Source organism: Borborobacter xinjiangensis, from assembly GCF_047739745.1.
Lineage (GTDB): Bacteria > Pseudomonadota > Alphaproteobacteria > Rhizobiales > Rhizobiaceae > Pseudaminobacter.
On record NZ_JBLLVA010000016.1, the window covers coordinates 69,118 to 83,420 of the forward strand.

At 61.6% G+C, this 14,303-nt stretch carries 14 protein-coding genes and 3 pseudogenes; 8 read left to right on the plus strand and 9 right to left on the minus strand.

The annotated features are described in order from the left end of the window. Positions 1–8: 8 nt before the first annotated feature. The 3 genes from repA to ACLKMW_RS17020 form a co-directional block, all read right to left on the minus strand. Positions 9–1,253, minus strand: coding sequence for a plasmid partitioning protein RepA (repA, locus tag ACLKMW_RS17010; RefSeq protein ID WP_415725675.1), 1,245 nt, complete (start codon positions 1,251–1,253; stop codon positions 9–11). A gap of 690 nt (positions 1,254–1,943) precedes the next feature. Next, complete coding sequence (fic, locus tag ACLKMW_RS17015) at positions 1,944–3,047, minus strand: protein adenylyltransferase Fic (RefSeq protein ID WP_415725713.1); 1,104 nt, start codon at positions 3,045–3,047, stop codon at positions 1,944–1,946. Between the two features lie 215 nt (positions 3,048–3,262). After that, positions 3,263–4,492, minus strand: a complete 1,230-nt coding sequence (locus ACLKMW_RS17020; RefSeq protein WP_415725676.1) for a site-specific integrase — start codon at positions 4,490–4,492, stop codon at positions 3,263–3,265. 125 nt (positions 4,493–4,617) lie between these two features. On the opposite strand from ACLKMW_RS17020, the gene ACLKMW_RS17025 reads away from it, so the two are divergent. Continuing rightward, on the plus strand, positions 4,618–5,574 hold the full coding sequence (locus ACLKMW_RS17025) for a DUF1403 family protein (protein WP_415725714.1): 957 nt from the start codon (positions 4,618–4,620) through the stop codon (positions 5,572–5,574). 2 nt (positions 5,575–5,576) lie between these two features. Further along, positions 5,577–6,257: an SMC-Scp complex subunit ScpB gene (scpB, locus tag ACLKMW_RS17030; protein ID WP_415725677.1), complete on the plus strand. Its 681-nt coding sequence runs from the start codon at positions 5,577–5,579 to the stop codon at positions 6,255–6,257. A gap of 125 nt (positions 6,258–6,382) precedes the next feature. Here scpB and ACLKMW_RS17035 read toward each other — a convergent pair whose 3' ends face one another. From ACLKMW_RS17035 to ACLKMW_RS17050, 4 genes are all read right to left on the minus strand, one after another. After that, positions 6,383–6,997 (minus strand): zeta toxin family protein, encoded by a 615-nt coding sequence (locus ACLKMW_RS17035; RefSeq protein ID WP_415725678.1) that lies wholly within the window; start codon positions 6,995–6,997, stop codon positions 6,383–6,385. Next, positions 6,975–7,217: a hypothetical protein gene (locus ACLKMW_RS17040; protein WP_415725679.1), complete on the minus strand. Its 243-nt coding sequence runs from the start codon at positions 7,215–7,217 to the stop codon at positions 6,975–6,977. The genes ACLKMW_RS17035 and ACLKMW_RS17040 overlap by 23 nt, the downstream gene beginning before the upstream one ends. A gap of 354 nt (positions 7,218–7,571) precedes the next feature. Further along, positions 7,572–7,964, minus strand: a complete 393-nt coding sequence (locus tag ACLKMW_RS17045) for an SDR family NAD(P)-dependent oxidoreductase (protein ID WP_415725715.1) — start codon at positions 7,962–7,964, stop codon at positions 7,572–7,574. Further along, positions 7,885–8,562 carry an SDR family NAD(P)-dependent oxidoreductase gene (locus ACLKMW_RS17050; protein WP_415725680.1) on the minus strand — a complete coding sequence of 226 codons (678 nt, stop codon included), beginning with the start codon at positions 8,560–8,562 and terminating at the stop codon, positions 7,885–7,887. Before ACLKMW_RS17050 ends, ACLKMW_RS17045 begins: the two co-directional genes overlap by 80 nt. A 268-nt stretch (positions 8,563–8,830) precedes the next feature. On the opposite strand from ACLKMW_RS17050, the pseudogene uxuA reads away from it, so the two are divergent. The 5 genes and pseudogenes from uxuA to ACLKMW_RS17075 form a co-directional block, all read left to right on the plus strand. Continuing rightward, a pseudogene (gene uxuA, locus ACLKMW_RS17055) lies at positions 8,831–9,847 on the plus strand (mannonate dehydratase); the annotation flags it as partial. A gap of 33 nt (positions 9,848–9,880) precedes the next feature. Next, on the plus strand, positions 9,881–10,663 hold the full coding sequence (locus ACLKMW_RS17060) for a glucuronate isomerase (protein WP_415725681.1): 783 nt from the start codon (positions 9,881–9,883) through the stop codon (positions 10,661–10,663). A gap of 89 nt (positions 10,664–10,752) precedes the next feature. Next, the gene (locus ACLKMW_RS17065; RefSeq protein ID WP_415725682.1) at positions 10,753–11,256 is read left to right on the plus strand and encodes a glucuronate isomerase; all 504 of its coding nucleotides are present in this window, start codon (positions 10,753–10,755) and stop codon (positions 11,254–11,256) included. Further along, positions 11,253–11,776: pseudogene (locus tag ACLKMW_RS17070) on the plus strand (mannitol dehydrogenase family protein); the annotation flags it as partial. The gene ACLKMW_RS17065 and the pseudogene ACLKMW_RS17070, both read left to right, overlap by 4 nt. A 162-nt stretch (positions 11,777–11,938) precedes the next feature. Then, complete coding sequence (locus ACLKMW_RS17075; RefSeq protein WP_415725683.1) at positions 11,939–12,106, plus strand: hypothetical protein; 168 nt, start codon at positions 11,939–11,941, stop codon at positions 12,104–12,106. Between the two features lie 499 nt (positions 12,107–12,605). Here ACLKMW_RS17075 and ACLKMW_RS17080 read toward each other — a convergent pair. After that, positions 12,606–12,803: pseudogene (locus ACLKMW_RS17080) on the minus strand (helix-turn-helix domain-containing protein); the annotation flags it as partial. A 323-nt stretch (positions 12,804–13,126) separates the two neighbouring features. On the opposite strand from ACLKMW_RS17080, the gene ACLKMW_RS17085 reads away from it, so the two are divergent. Then, on the plus strand, positions 13,127–13,570 hold the full coding sequence (locus ACLKMW_RS17085) for a type 1 glutamine amidotransferase family protein (RefSeq protein ID WP_415725684.1): 444 nt from the start codon (positions 13,127–13,129) through the stop codon (positions 13,568–13,570). A 433-nt stretch (positions 13,571–14,003) separates the two neighbouring features. Here the strand turns inward: ACLKMW_RS17085 and ACLKMW_RS17090 are convergent, their stop codons facing one another. Beyond that, positions 14,004–14,213 carry a transposase gene (locus ACLKMW_RS17090; protein ID WP_415725685.1) on the minus strand — a complete coding sequence of 70 codons (210 nt, stop codon included), beginning with the start codon at positions 14,211–14,213 and terminating at the stop codon, positions 14,004–14,006. Positions 14,214–14,303 lie beyond the last annotated feature (90 nt).

Here is a 14,303-nt window from a genome sequence, read left to right on the forward strand (position 1 = left end):
CATTGAAATCACAGAGGAAAACCATGGTTTAGACTGCCGTCTATCTTGGGCCTCCTGCCCCAAGCTGCGTGGATGAGGTTTCGGATCTCCGAATTCACAGCCTCCATGGATTCTATCGCACGATCGTAAGTCGATCTGGTCATACTGGAGCGCTCAACCTCATAGAGGGTCTGCTTTGTCAAACCTGCGTCGGAGATCGCAGTGGATTTCAGCATCTGATTTTGGAGCATCTGCGACGCAAGGATCGATTGCATGAATCCGACCATCTGAGCTTGCGGGATGTCGGTTGGCTCGTAGCGAGTCACTAGGTACCGGAACCAATCTAGATCTACCTCACCCCCTGCACGGTTCACCGTTTTCAGCAGGTCGCCCAACATCAGCAAAAATTGCGACATCGACATCAAGTCGAGCATCTGCGGGTGAACGGTAATAAGAACTGAGGTGGCGGCCGCTAGCGCCGTAAGCGTCAAATAGCCTAGTTGAGGAGGGCAATCGATTACGATGACATCGTAATCACTGTCGACCGGTTCCAAGGCGTTTTCAATGCGGTTCCAGAAAGTCTTTCCATCGAGCGAAGCCTTATTTTGCATCGCGAGTGGGGTGTCGTACTCGTACTCCTGCAGCTCAAGGGAGGCCGGAATCAAATCGAGACCCGGGAAGTTTGTCTTTCTGATTACGCTCGAAACAGGCTTGCGTTCGTCATCATACCGGATCGCCTCGTAGATCGAGGGATACCGATCGAGCTCAGGCTGAACGCCATGAAGGGCCGAAAGAGAGGCTTGGGGATCAAGATCAACAGCAAGCACACGGTGACCTGTGAGCGCAAGATGCTGACCGAGGTGCGCTGCCGTTGTCGTTTTTCCCGAACCGCCCTTAAAATTGACTACCGCGATTACCTGCAGCTTGTCGCCCGGTCTGCGATGGGGAACATAGTTTTTACTCTCAGCACGTCCATGGCGATCCAGCCAGTGGCGAAGCTGCAAGAGTTGCTCGGCGGAATACGTTCTCCGTCCCCCGGCATGGACCGTCGGCGGTACCGCCTTTCCTTCTAAATGCAGCTTTTTCAGATTGCTGGTGGAGACTCCAAGAAAATACGCTGCCTCTCCAAGGGAAAAGTCGCGTAGCGTTTTCGTGGCGTTTGGAGGAAACGTCTCCAGCCGAAGGAGGTTCAGCTTGCGGCTGATTTCGCGGCCTTGGGCTGAAATGGTGTCGTCAAATCGCTGCTTGTTGACGGCAGTGACGGGAGCATTCATCTCGTCGAGACCTCAAATGACGGCATTTCGCACAAAAACGCCAGATTGCCGTCATTATGCCTGATTCTGCTCCGCTCACAAGAAGTTTAAGGTTAACAGAACATTAACGAGAATCTTGAGTTCCGCCGGAACTCTGGGCCGTCACGACCACGGCTCAGTGCCGGCACCATAGGCTGAATGGGACATTGCACCCTGACAGGGCGAAAGGATCAAGCAGACGCGGGACGAGCGGTACCTCGTAAGCTAGTGGCAGGTGGGCTGCTTTGTGCAAGGTGTACTCCACGGCATGAATGCCATTGCACCCAGCAGCCGCGGATATAGACGGCAGTCTAATTTCAGCTTTTACGCAATGATTTCAACGGGAATGGATATTGTGTTCTTATCACGGCGGTAGCAGCCTGCGTATGCCTGATCCAGGTTTTCGAACTGGTGCCGGAAGAACCGAAGCCGTTGATCGTCCGAGCTATTATAAATGATCGTACCCTAGCTAGACGCGTGCCGCCTCGAGGGTCGTTGGCGGCCAGGGTAGGGGAGAAGGTTTATGCTCGGTCATTGGGGAAGCCTCGTCAGCCGCGTGTTCCTCGTTCACGCAGCCGGCCGCGGGGAGCGTCATTTCTTGTATTTGCGCAGTCTGTTCGTCGGTTGAAACGGGGGCATAACCGATGAGCCGCGACTTTCCCGCGCGCGCTTTCATGGCGTGGACCTGGCAGCCGGGCGATCGCTGAGGAGGGCGAGGAGCGCTGGGTTGATGTAGAGGTTCTCCCGACCCGACTTCATTTCCTGAAGGAGGCCACTCTCGACGAGCCCCTTGAGATAGACAGACGCGGCTTGCCGCTTGGCAATGCCCGCTTCCACCAAGTCGCCGATGCGACAATAGGGGTGGACGAAAATCACCTCGGCCAATTCCCTCGAGTAAATCTTGGGCAGTTCACGCCGCATCTGCTCAGCCGTATGATCGAGGAGATCGCGGATGGCGCGAATGCGCGCGGTCGACCAGTCCGCGGTCTCGCGCACCGCTTCCAACATGTAGAGTATCCAATCCTCCCAGGCCGAGTGCGTGGTGACGCCCAGGAGGCGGTCATAGTACGCCTGTTTGTTGCCTATGATGTAGCGGCTGAGGTACAGCACCGGGATGTCGAGGAGGCCCTGGTCAACGAGGTAGAGCAGGTTGAGAATCCGACCCGTGCGGCCGTTGCCGTCCGTGAACGGATGTATGGCCTCAAACTGGTAGTGCATCACGGCCAGGCGGATCAAAGGGTCAATGTCTTCGGCCTCGTGGATGTAGCGTTCCCAGTTGGCCAGCTTGTCGCGGAGCGTCTTTTCCCCCTCTGGCGGCGTATAGATGACGGCGCCCGTTGTCTCGTTCATCAAAGCGGTGCCGGGCGTCGAACGAATGTCCAACTCGACGCCCTTGATCGTGCGGCACACCGCAATCGCAGTGGAGGTCGAGACTGGACGGGCCTTGAGCGACTGGAATCCCTCGCTTAGCGCCGTGCGGTAGCGCAGGGCTTCCTTCGTCGCCGGATCGGCCTGATTGCCCGCCTCATTGGCAAATCGAAAAAGCCTGTCTGTGGTGGTCACGATGTTTTCGATCTCGGAACTTGCTTGGGCTTCGAGCAGCGGAATCGAGTTGATCAGCACGGACTGATTTGGAATGAGCTGGCCTGATACCCGCAGCTCGGCGAGTGCTGCTCGTGCAGCGATGCAGGCCTTGAGGATCGCCTTGGTTTCGACATCCTTTTGCGGGCGAAGGGGAGGAAGGTCGTTATAGGGACGATCCGGGCTGAAAGGCATGTCGATCAATCCTCTTTTTCTCGACACGTCTCTGGGATATGTCGCCGGCATCGACATATGAGGAATTCATGTCGCCATAGTTCAATTTTATCGACATATAGACGCTCTAGCAAGGCGTCCTTTCAAATACGGAGGGTCAGAGCAACCGATCGCTCGGCCGTAGTTCTCACAGTCCTCTCAATTGACGAAACTTACGGGGGCAGGGGAGGGGCTTTTTAGAGCCCGGACGCCTTTGTCAGATTCACCCGGAATCGGTCGCGGCGGCGCTGATACTTGCGGGTCATCTCCGCAGAAGCATGACCGAGCTGCTTTTGCACGTAGCGTTCATCGACTTCGGCCGACGAGGCGAGGCCAGACCGCAACGAGTGTCCGGCGAACAGCGTGCCCCGCTGGTCCTCCGGCAGATCGCCGCGGACGCCGGCAGCCAGCGCGGTCCGCTTCACGAGGCGCGAGACCTCCTGATTGTTAAGCCGCTCCGCGCCGACAGCCTTGCCCTGACCGGTCACCCGGCGGAACAGCGGCCCGTGGACGATCCGCGCGAACTTAAGCCAGATTTGGAGTGCTACGACAGGGCAGGTTGCATCGGAGGAGCCCCGGCCAATCTCGACCTCGCGCCAGCCGGTCTTGCCGCGCAGCGTCACCAGCATCCCCTTGTCCAGAATTTCCACCCAGCCGGAGGAGTCCTCTGTCTGGTCGCGGCCGACGTCGAGGCCGACGATCTCCGAGCGGCGCAGGCCGCCGGCAAAGCCCAGCAACAGCATGGCTCTGTCCCGCAGACCGCGTAAGGTGCCGCGGTCAAGCGTTTCCAGCATGGCAATCAGATCCTCGGGCAGCACCGCTTCTTTCTGCCGAGGTGGGGCGGCGTGCTTGTTGCGAATGCCGGCCATGACGGTGGCGATATGACGATCCTTGCGATCCAGCGAAAGGCCGCGTTGTGCAAAATTCCAGGAGAGTGAAGAAAGCCGGCGTTCGATGGTCGACACGGATTTTCTCCCTCCAGTCGCCGTGCCAGTGTCTGCACCAGACGCGAGCGCGGTGATGTACAGCCCCACTGTCTGCGGGTCGGGCGGGATGAGCGCAAAGCCCTGGCGTCGGCACCAGGAGGAAAAGTGCTTCCAGTCCGATTGATAGGCGCGCCGCGTATTTGAGGAGCTCGCCGCCTCGACATAGTCGCGCGCCCGGCCCGCAAGCTCATCGAGATGCGCCGGCAGGCGCGGGGCCGAGACAACAGGAAGGGAAGGAAAAGGGGCTTCGGCGGGTGGCTCTTCCGGCCCGCGGCCCATATCCATGACAAGGTCGATGATGTCGGGCAGGTCCTCGGCGTGTGCGTCGAACTCGGCCGCGCCGACGTCGGCCGAGTTGTCATCCGCCGGCGCCGTGCTCTGGGACGGTCCGGAGTGTTGTTCGACGTGATTTTCGGGCTTCTGCTCGCTGAAAACGGCCATTTCTCCTATAAAGAGCAAAACGACCGATAATGCAAGATTATCGTTCGTTTTGCATATCCGACAGGCTGTGCGTTTTAAGCCGAAACTGGTGGCGCAAAGCGCACGGCCGCTTTACCCTCGAAAGCATGATTCGTCTCGATCCCGCGACCGCCAGTCCCGCCGTGCCGACCTCCGTCCCGGCCTGGGCGCTCGCCGCTGGCGGCGCGCCGAGTGACGCTGGCGCTGCTTTCCAGGCCGGCGCCGCCTTGGCTTCGCTCGACAGCCTGGACCGCGCGCGGCCGGCTTGGGCCGGGGCCTGGCGGCAGCGGCTGGCGCTGAAATGCGCCGCCGCCAGCATGCGGCTGGCCGGCCGCGCCGAGGACGAAGCCGCCCTGCGCGACGCCTGGCACTTGCGCCCGGCCGGCGCCGCTCCCGGGCCTGCCGGCGCCATTTTGGGCGCTTGGCGGCAGTTGGCCGCGCAGCCGCCCGTCGCCACCGCCGATCGTTTGGCCAAGATCGTCGAGCTGCTCGGACTCCATTGGGATGGCGCGGCGCTCGCCGCGCTTTCCACGGAGATCGAAAAACTGGCGGGGTTGCGGCGGACGGCGCCGTTCGCCGCGGCGGCGATCGCCGCTCACGTCGTCACCATGCGCCCAGACTCCGAACTTTTTGGCTGGTGGCTCGCCGACCTGGTGCTGGCGCAGGGTCTGCGTTGGCCGCGGCCGATGCCACTGCTGATGGCGCAGGCCTTTGGCCCGGCCTTCCGCACCGAGGGTGCCGGCGGCAAGCGCATCCGACCCGGGGAAAAAAATTTTGAGCGCGCGGTCTGCCTGGCACTGGTTCAGGGCGCCGTCGAGGCCTGTCGGCTCGCCACAGAGATTGCCGGGCGAGCAGAGCGGCTTATCGCCGTCGCACCGAAGCTCAGGGCCAAGGGCGCCGGCGACGCGATCTTTCCGTTGCTCAACGAAGACGCCGTCTCAGGATCGCTGACGACCAAAAACCTGTCCCGCTTTGCGGCGCGCCGTTTGTTCGACCGGCTGCAACAACTCGAGGCCGTGCGTGAGCTTTCCGGCCGCACCTCCTTCCGGCTGTTTGGGTTGTAGGGATGAGCGAAGCGTCTGCCCGCCGCAAGCCAAACGATCAGCCGGCCCTGCTGGACACAGAGCTTGAGCACCTGCCGCCAGAACTGCGCTGGCGCGAGTGGATGGGCCGGGTCGAGGCGGTGATCTTTGCGGCCAGCGAACCGGTGTCGCGGGAAGTGCTGGCGCGCGTCGTCGGCAGAAGCTGCAATCTCGATTTGGTCATCGACGACATCCGCGCCGACCTCGCCGGCCGCCCCTACGAGCTGGTCGCGGTCGCCGGCGGCTGGCAGCACCGGACGAAGAAAGTTTTTGGCGACGTCATCCACGCCGCCTTCGGCACGCCAACCGGGCAGGGGACAAAAGAACTGTCGCAGTCCGAGGCGCTCGTGCTGATGTGCATTGCCTATTTCCAGCCGATCACGCGTGGCGAGTTGTCGAGCTTCTTCGGCAAGGAGGTTTCGCGCGATCTGATCGGCGTGCTGCGCGCGCAGGACCTCATCGCCTCGGGACCGCGCTCGCCGCAGCCGGGTGCGCCCTACACCTATGTGACGACCAAAATTTTTCTGTCGCAGTTCGGGCTCGACACGCTGCGCGAGCTGCCGGATTTCGAGGCACTCGAGGACGCTGGACTGCTGTCGAGGGAAAAGCTGCTGGCCGGCGACATCATGTCGGAACTGGTCGGCGACCAAGAGGAGCCTGATTAACAATGGGGCGAATAGTTTTCGATCGAGGCTTCGCTTGGCTAACCGGACTTCCCGCGCCTATCGCACACCATAATGCTCTGAGGTCCATGCATCCAGTGACAGAATGCCAAGACGGCAGGGAAGGGTCATTCGGATTGGATCGTCTCTATTGCAGCCACGAGGGCTGGAGTAGCGCCCTGGTCGATGGAAATGATTCCTTCGAGCTTTTTGCCGATTAGCTGCGGGGTAGCGCCTGAGTTGTCGAATAACCAGGCCTGATCAGCCTGCTCTAGAAACCAGGGCATCTGCGCTAGCGATTTTGTGTAGCGCTCCAAGATCTTGTTTTCCGGAACTGCATGACCGCCCTTCTTGACCCGTAGCCGAACACGTTCAACGTTAAGCTGCGGCGTGGCCAAAAGCACGTAGATGAGCCGGACCTCGAAGCCGAGTGTCTTCGCCAGGCTAACCAGACGTCGGTACTTGTCGGTTGACAGCACTGTTTCTACGCCGACTGTTTGATGGGCGCGGACTGAGGCCTCGAGCCAGCTTTCAATGCGCCGGACAGCTTCAAGATTGGCCGCGCCGAGTTCCAAACCCTCAACATCTCGAATACGCGCGGCAAGCAAATCCGGGTTTATGATCCAAACGGAACGACCGAAGGCTTCGATGTCGGCATCCTGGTACGCACTGCTTTTACCAGAGCCATTCGGCCCCGCAACAATCAGAAAGACCGGCCGCTCAACGCTTGGGGACGGCGACATCAGTGGCACCGGTCGCGCGCTTGTTGTCGCGACGGGCTTTCGCCACATTCTTGCTGAAGACGTATTGAAAGTCTTCACCGAACGTGCGGCTTTCTGCGTCGAGACTTCGCATAATGGTCGTTTGTCCCCCGGTGCTGCGGACACGTTTTTCCGTCACAGAAGAGCCCTTCGGCTGGCGCTTCGATTTCTGCCTCAACGCTGCTACTACGACCTTTGCCATTCGAGAGGGCTCCTTTGGATGCGTAGTTAGCACTCCCGTTAGCCATTTTCAAAGCCTTGGACGTAAGCGCGCTGTGTTCGCGTGAGGCGTTCGGGAAATTCGAGCCGGCGAGAGCCTCACCTTCGCCGCTTTCGTGTCACCGCCTTTGCGATCACGAAGCGGAGCGACACGCTCCGCGAAGCCATCGTGCGATTGCTACCTGCGCCGCACATGCTGGCGCCCGGGGAGCCCAACAGACGCGGAGGCAAGGGGACAGTCTCGGGCGCACCGTGACACGCTGCGTGACCCTGCCTGATGTCGAGCGCGCATATGCCTTCCTGTCACGACGGCCCAGATTTTCCACCCTAACGCAGTTCATCGAAGCCAAGTAGATGCAAGCGTTCGAGATTCCTCCACATTGCGTAGATGCCGGAGCGGTAGCGTCTTCTCGAGCTCAGCCACTGTATCTTTCAGATTCGGAAACCACTCAGGATTTCGCTGCGTGGAAACCCACCCTGGAGCCACGCTGTTGGCTGTAATGCCCTCGGGGCCGTATTCAAGAGCAATTGCCTTGGCCAATCCATGTAGCGCGTATTTGGTCGCAACGACATGGGCGCGATTTGGCAGCGGGAAGAGTGCGTCCGAGCCGGCCATGTGGATGATCCTGCCGAACCTTTTGGCGCGCATATCAGGCAGGACGGCCCGGTCCACGTAGAAGGCTGAATTGAGATTCGTTCTTACGACGTTGTCCCAATCCTCGACCGAAATCTCGTGGAATGCCTGATGCGGACGGAATGCCGACCGTGGAGACGGCCACGTCCAGCGAACCGTATGCCTTGACTGCGCCTTCCACCATCGTCGCCACCGAAGACCACTGCGAGCAGTCAGCCAGTATCGGCAACGCCTTCACGCCGAAACGCTCGGCTTCTTCAGCCACGCCTTCAATCTTGCCGAGATCGCTGAGCCCATTGATGACGACATTGGGTCCGGCTTCCGCGAAAGCCAGCGCCACGCGGCGCCCGACATTCTGCCCGGCAGCGGTGGCAAGTGCGGTTTTGCCATCCAATCCTTGGATTTGCATGTTTGATGCTCCAGATGCTCGTATCGGCTCATTGAGCTCGTATTGCGGCGTGTTGCCCAATTCTATCAGCTCGCAAATGTTCATGACCGGCTGCATGCGCCTTTTGGCAGGAGCGGCCGGACGCTCCCTAGCTACATCAACACCGATGGTTTCAACATCACCATCTACGCCAAAGCGGGAGGTGGGTGGGGCGGCCGCATTCTTGAGCGTACCACCAATCGGGTTGTCGTGCCAATTCCCGGCACACGCAACCTCATGCACTTGCAGGAAAACGTGGACGCGCAAGCCCTGTTTCTTTCCGGGTCCGATGTGACGCGCCTGGATAGCATCTTCCGACCGGGCATGGTTTCGGGCCAACGGGCGTCACCCGAGGCGCTGGCTCGACTGGGACATTGAATGAAGAACTTTGACAGGAGGCACGATTGAATCAGACCTGGTCCAAGAGCGGAAGCAACGCTCCCTATTCCGCCGTAAGGCACTTCCTTCAGATTCCGGGCCGACGAACACGCCGGAGCGCGTGCTTCAAGCGATTGCCCGACCGACCATAGATCATCGCGGGCCGGAATTCGCTGCGCTGATGCGTGGTGTGCTGGCCGACATCCGGCTCGTCTTCCAGACCGCGTCGCCCGTCGTCATCCTGCCCTCCTCGGGCACGGGCGCCTGGGAAGCGGCACTGGTCAACGTCACGTCGCCTGGTGACCATGTCCTGATGGCCGAGACCGGTCATTTCGCCAGCCTTTGGTACGAGCTTGCTGGAAAACTCGGCCTGAAGGCCGAGATGCTTCCCGGCAGCTGGCGCCGGGGAGCATCGCCGCAGGCGATCGCCGAGCGCCTGGCACAAGATCGCGAAGGGCGGATCAAGGCCGTTTGCGTGGTCCACAACGAGACATCGACAGGCGCTGTCAGCCCCATCGCCGAAATCCGCAAGGCGATTGACGATACCGGCCACGGCGCCTTGCTGATGGTCGACACGATCAGTTCTCTGGCATCGATCGACTACCGTAGGATCGGCCCCGAGGTCCTGCGCCGGCACTTGATCGAATTCCTCGAAGCGGTGACGCCTGCGGCTGAGGCGTGTGGCGTCAAGCTGACCCTGCACCCCGATGATCCGCCTCGTCCGCTCTTCGGCTTGCCGCGCGTCGCCTCGACCGCCCAGGACTACCAGGCCCTGTTCGATGCCGTCCCGTCGCCCGCCAACGGAATGTGCTTCTGTACGGGCAGCCTCGGCGTGCGCGCCGACAACGATCTGCCCGCGATCGCGCGCCGCTTCGCATCGCGCATCCATTTCACGCATCTGAGGGCCACGAAGCGCGAAGGTGACGACCGGACCTTTCATGAGAGCGCGCATCTCGACGGCGACGTGGACATGGTGGCGGTGCTGAAGGAACTGGTGTCCGAGGACGGCAAGCGCGCTCGGTCGGACAAGATCGTCCTTCGGTCCGATCACGGCCATCGCATGCTTGACGATCTCGATAAGACGGTGACACCAGGATATCCGGCCATCGGTCGTCTGCGCGGCCTGGCGGAACTGCGCGGCGTCCTGCATGCGCTGGGAGCACGGCCGGATTGAGCCGCGAGACGGATTTCGAATTCGATATAGGACGTGAAAGAAGAAACCATGGCGCTCCATCCCGACCGGTTGTTTCCCGTTGAGCCCGAGGCGCGCGCGATCACGCGCCGGCTTTATGACGGCATCGCCGAATTGCCCATCGTCTCGCCGCACGGCCATACCGAGCCGGCATGGTACGCAACGGACGCCGCCTTTCCCGATCCGGCGACGCTTTTCGTCAAGCCCGACCACTATGTGACGCGCATGCTGTATTCGCAGGGCGTGAAGCTGGAAGCGCTTGGCATCCAGCGCCGCGACGGCGGCGCCGTCGAAACCGACGGGCGCAAGATCTGGCGCCTCTTCGCCGAGAATTTCTTCCTGTTCGCCGGCACGCCGTCGCGGCTGTGGTTCGAGCATTCCATGGAGTCGATCTTCGGCATCACCGAACGGCTCGGACCGAAGAACGCCGACACGCTCTACGACCGGATTTCAGCGGATCTGGCGACGCCCCGGCTGCGTCCGCGGGCGCTATACAAGACGTTCAACATAGAGGTCATTGCGACCACCGACGCGGCGCTGGACGACCTTGCCCATCACGATGCGATCCGTGCGTCCGGCTGGAAAGGCCGCGTGGTGCCGACCTACCGCCCCGACGCCGTGATCGATCCCCAAGCAGAAAAATTCGCCGAAAACCTGCGACGGCTGGTCGAAGTAACCGGCAATCCGTTGACCTGGGACGGCTATCTCGACGCCCATCGCGCAAGGCGCGCCTGGTTCAAGGAGCGTGGCGCGACCGCCACCGATCACGGCCATCCACCGCGCGCACCGAAAACCTGACGCGGCCGGTAACACCTCGCCCGCGGAAGCAGAAACCTTCCGCGCGCAGATGCTGACCGGCGCGCATGAGCGTCGAGGACGGGCTCGTTATGCGAATCCATCCAGGATCGTTCCGCGACCACAATCCCACTGTCTTTGCCGCCTTCGGCAAGGACAAGGGCGCAGATATCCCGTCGTCCACAGATTATGTCCACGCGCTGAAGCCGCTGCTCGACGCCTTCGGCAACGACACCAGGCTGACGCTCATCCTGTTCACGCTGGACGAGACGACCTGTTCGCGCGAGCTTGCGCCGCTGGCCGGCCATTATCCGGCGCTAAAACTCGGCCCGGCCTGGTGGTTCTTCGACAGTCCCGAAGGCATGCGGCGCTTCCGCGAGGCCACGACCGAGACGGCCGGCTTCTACAACACGGTCGGCTTCAACGACGATACGCGCGCCTATTTGTCGATCCCTGCCCGCCACGACGTCGCCCGGCGCGTGGACAGCGCCTATCTCGGCCGGCTCGTCGCCGACCACCGTTTCGATGAAGAGGAAGCACAAAGGATTGCCGCCGATCTCGCGAACGGCCTCGCACGGAGGGCCTACCACCTATGAGACTGTCCCGCTCCAACCTCGCCAGCCTGCCGGCCTCGGTCGCAAGACCGGGCTACGACCCCGCGAAGCTTGCCATCGGCATCGTGCATCTCGGCATCGGCGCCTTCCGTCGGGCTCGCCAGGCCGTCTTCACCGACGCGGTCCTGGCGCAGGATCCGTCCTGGGGATATCCGGCGTATCGCTGCGCAGCCCCGATACCAGCGATGCGCTGGCACCTCAGGACAATCTCTATACGCTGGCGGTGCGCGACGGAGACAAGGAAACGCTCCAAGTCATCGGCAGCATCGTCGAGACGCTTGTCGCCCCTCAGGACCCGGAGCGCGTGCTCCGGCGCATGAGTGACCCGGCGGTACGCATCGTGTCGCTGACGGTCACCGAGAAGGGCTATTGCCATAGTCCGGCAACGGGCGAGCTGGACGAGAGCCACCCGGATATCGTCCATGACCTCGCCAATCCGCAACGGCCAAAATCGGCCCCGGGCTTCATCGTCGAGGCGCTCGCCCGCCGCCGCGCGGCCGGTAGCCGCCGCAACAGTATCTTCGTCCCAGCCGCGGAGCTCCTCGCGCGCGACACCGATAATAGCCTCGATCGAAGAAACCTCGCCCTCCGGCCGACCCAGCAACACAAAGCGCATTGATCTGGCGGCCTCGACGGCACCGATAAGGTCATCGGCAGCCAAGCGGTGAACATTGTCAAGAGCGACCGTCACGGCCTCGCCCTGTTCATCCAGTCTTCGCGAAAGATGCTGCAGGATCTCGCGACCGGAAGCGCCAGGAAGCAATATCTCGCCAAGGTCCTTCCCCCCTTTGAAGAAGCGGCCGGCAACCTCTCTGGCAATGGCATTGGCTAGAGCCGCTCCAGGCAGATCCGCAACATCCAAATAGACCAGCGGCCCCGGTGCGTGCTGTGCAGACTGCGCCAGCCATGACGTTTTGCCGGCGCTGGAATAACCGACAATCAGGCGGACCCGATCACCGCTGACGAGATCCGGTTCGTGGCGTTGGACCCGATAAGGCGCAGGCGGCACCGGGAGATCCTGCAGCTGCAGCAAAAGCTGTTCGAAAAGCGCCGGAATATCCTTGGCGATGAATTTATGATCGAAGGCCGCTTTTTCTCCGGTCGCCGCCAGCATGACAAGGCCGGCCAGCTTCCAGATCAGCGTGTCGGGCGCCAGCGTTGCGAACGGCAAGGCCTCAGCCAAGCTGCGACAGGCATCGGCCGCCTCCATCAGAGACGCTTGCGGCCCTGGCAAGAGCCGGTCAGTCGGCTCGGCCCCTGGCCAGTCGATGCTGACATCGGATGGCCAATCGGCGGCTGCAAGTCGGGCACGAAGCGGTCCATTCGGCTTGGTTTGACGGTCGTCCTCGAGCCTTGTGCCGAAGTGCTACAGCGCCTTCGGTCCGGAACGCCTTCAGCAGACGCTCCACCGGGCGCGTCGTCATGTCCAGGCCATGCGCCGCCGAGACAACCGTCAAGCGCTGCTCCAACACCTTCGACAGCACCTCGATCCGTTGCAGCTCGCGCTCGCTCATTAAAATCAGACCCAACCCGCCGTTATGCGACTTTCATAAGTATATGCAGACATTACTCGCTATTGCAAAGTAAGCATTTTGAATTTCAACAATTATTAACGGGCTAATCGGCAGCAAGCCGCCAGTTTATACGAGTACCGACAACCCGCCGTGTCGCACCGAACTGGTCGGGGCGCTGTTCGGGGGACGCGCCATCCATGGCCCCGAGTTGAGCTGCGCCGGCGTTTCGATCCGCCCAAAAGCCCGGCCGAGGCGTTCCGCGCCGGCCTGCCCTGGTGCCGTCGGATTGCCTCGCTCAGCGCCGGCGACAACCTCCTGGCCTCCAGCTTCGGCGATCTGTGCACATCATCACGCAGCTTGGCGAACCTGCAGAATCCAGTTCCGGCGTCACCGTGCAGTCGACCGCGCTGCGACTACGTGGTGGTCGTCGGCGGGCTGATCCCGCGCTACTGGACCGGCCGCGCCTGGCTGATCGATCTCCTGCGCAAATGCGCTTCGCGCGGACAACGCATCGTCGGGCGCGTTGCACCGAAGCCTTCGCGGTTACCGAAGCGGGCCTGCTCGGCGACGGCAAGTGCTCGGTGAGCTGGTACCACGAGCAGGATCTCGAGGAGATCTGCGCCGACATCGCGCGCGACACGAAAAGCCAGTTCTGCAGCGACGGCCGCCACTTCACCTCCGCCGGCGGACTCCGCGACGAGGTGTCGGAGGAACTGGCCCGCAAAGGCGCCTCGATCCTGCTCATCCCCTATGAGGCGCCGACCAGCCGGCGAGGAGCCTGAACGGCGCCAAGTCGCCGCTGATCCGCAAGGCGATCCGGCTGTTCGAGGAAACAATGGAGGAGCCGATTTCGATGGCCGAGCTGTCGCGCCGCCTGCATGTCTCGCGGCCAAGCTGGAGCTGACGTGCCGCGCCATGTCGGTCTCGGCGCAGAACTCCTTCGCCTTGCGCACGCAACTCTTCGCGCACGTCGAGCGCGGTGCGGTCGAGCGTCAGGCGAAGCGGGCGGCGTCGCCTGCCGCAGTGTTAGCTTGCACCTCAAAACAGGGGACCAAATGACACCGAATGCGCAACAAAGGCGGCTTCTCGAAGCGAAACTGACCACTCAGTTCGTTCCTGCACTTCCCTCATTGCTGAAACCGAAGAACCCGGCGGACGACACTAAGAGTCTCTCGCGCGCTCTGTCGGCATTGGCTCTTGCGGCTGTCCGCGAAATTAGAGCCAAAGAGGCCTGTGGAGCTGTTGCTGATGGCTACGACGAACATTGGTGGGATCTGGTACAGGAAGATTACGCCATTGCGCTACCGTCCGCGCCATCCACATCATACCCTTGAAATAGCGGCGTTTGTCCTGCGCCGGACGGCATCCGCGCCTTTCTTCAGCCAGGAGCAAAGGCCCGATCAGCGCCCACTTCGCGTCCGACACTCCGATCCGTTCGCCCGAAGCTGACTCCAAAACGGAGCCTTGAACCAAAAACCGAATTCTCCGTCAACTTTTGTCGGCGAAATATAGCGC

What these genes read in the sequence shown, in the direction of transcription:
- fic (WP_415725713.1), bottom strand. Translation starts at nt 3,047, where the DNA reads ATGCCTTTCAGCCCGGATCGTCCCTATAACGACCTTCCTCCCCTTCGC.
- ACLKMW_RS17040 (WP_415725679.1), bottom strand. Translation starts at nt 7,217, where the DNA reads ATGGCAAAGGTCGTAGTAGCAGCGTTGAGGCAGAAATCGAAGCGCCAG.
- ACLKMW_RS17065 (WP_415725682.1), top strand. Translation starts at nt 10,753, where the DNA reads ATGCGAATCCATCCAGGATCGTTCCGCGACCACAATCCCACTGTCTTT.
- scpB (WP_415725677.1), top strand. Translation starts at nt 5,577, where the DNA reads ATGAGCGAAGCGTCTGCCCGCCGCAAGCCAAACGATCAGCCGGCCCTG.
- repA (WP_415725675.1), bottom strand. Translation starts at nt 1,253, where the DNA reads ATGAATGCTCCCGTCACTGCCGTCAACAAGCAGCGATTTGACGACACC.
- ACLKMW_RS17020 (WP_415725676.1), bottom strand. Translation starts at nt 4,492, where the DNA reads ATGGCCGTTTTCAGCGAGCAGAAGCCCGAAAATCACGTCGAACAACAC.
- ACLKMW_RS17035 (WP_415725678.1), bottom strand. Translation starts at nt 6,997, where the DNA reads ATGTCGCCGTCCCCAAGCGTTGAGCGGCCGGTCTTTCTGATTGTTGCG.
- ACLKMW_RS17025 (WP_415725714.1), top strand. Translation starts at nt 4,618, where the DNA reads ATGATTCGTCTCGATCCCGCGACCGCCAGTCCCGCCGTGCCGACCTCC.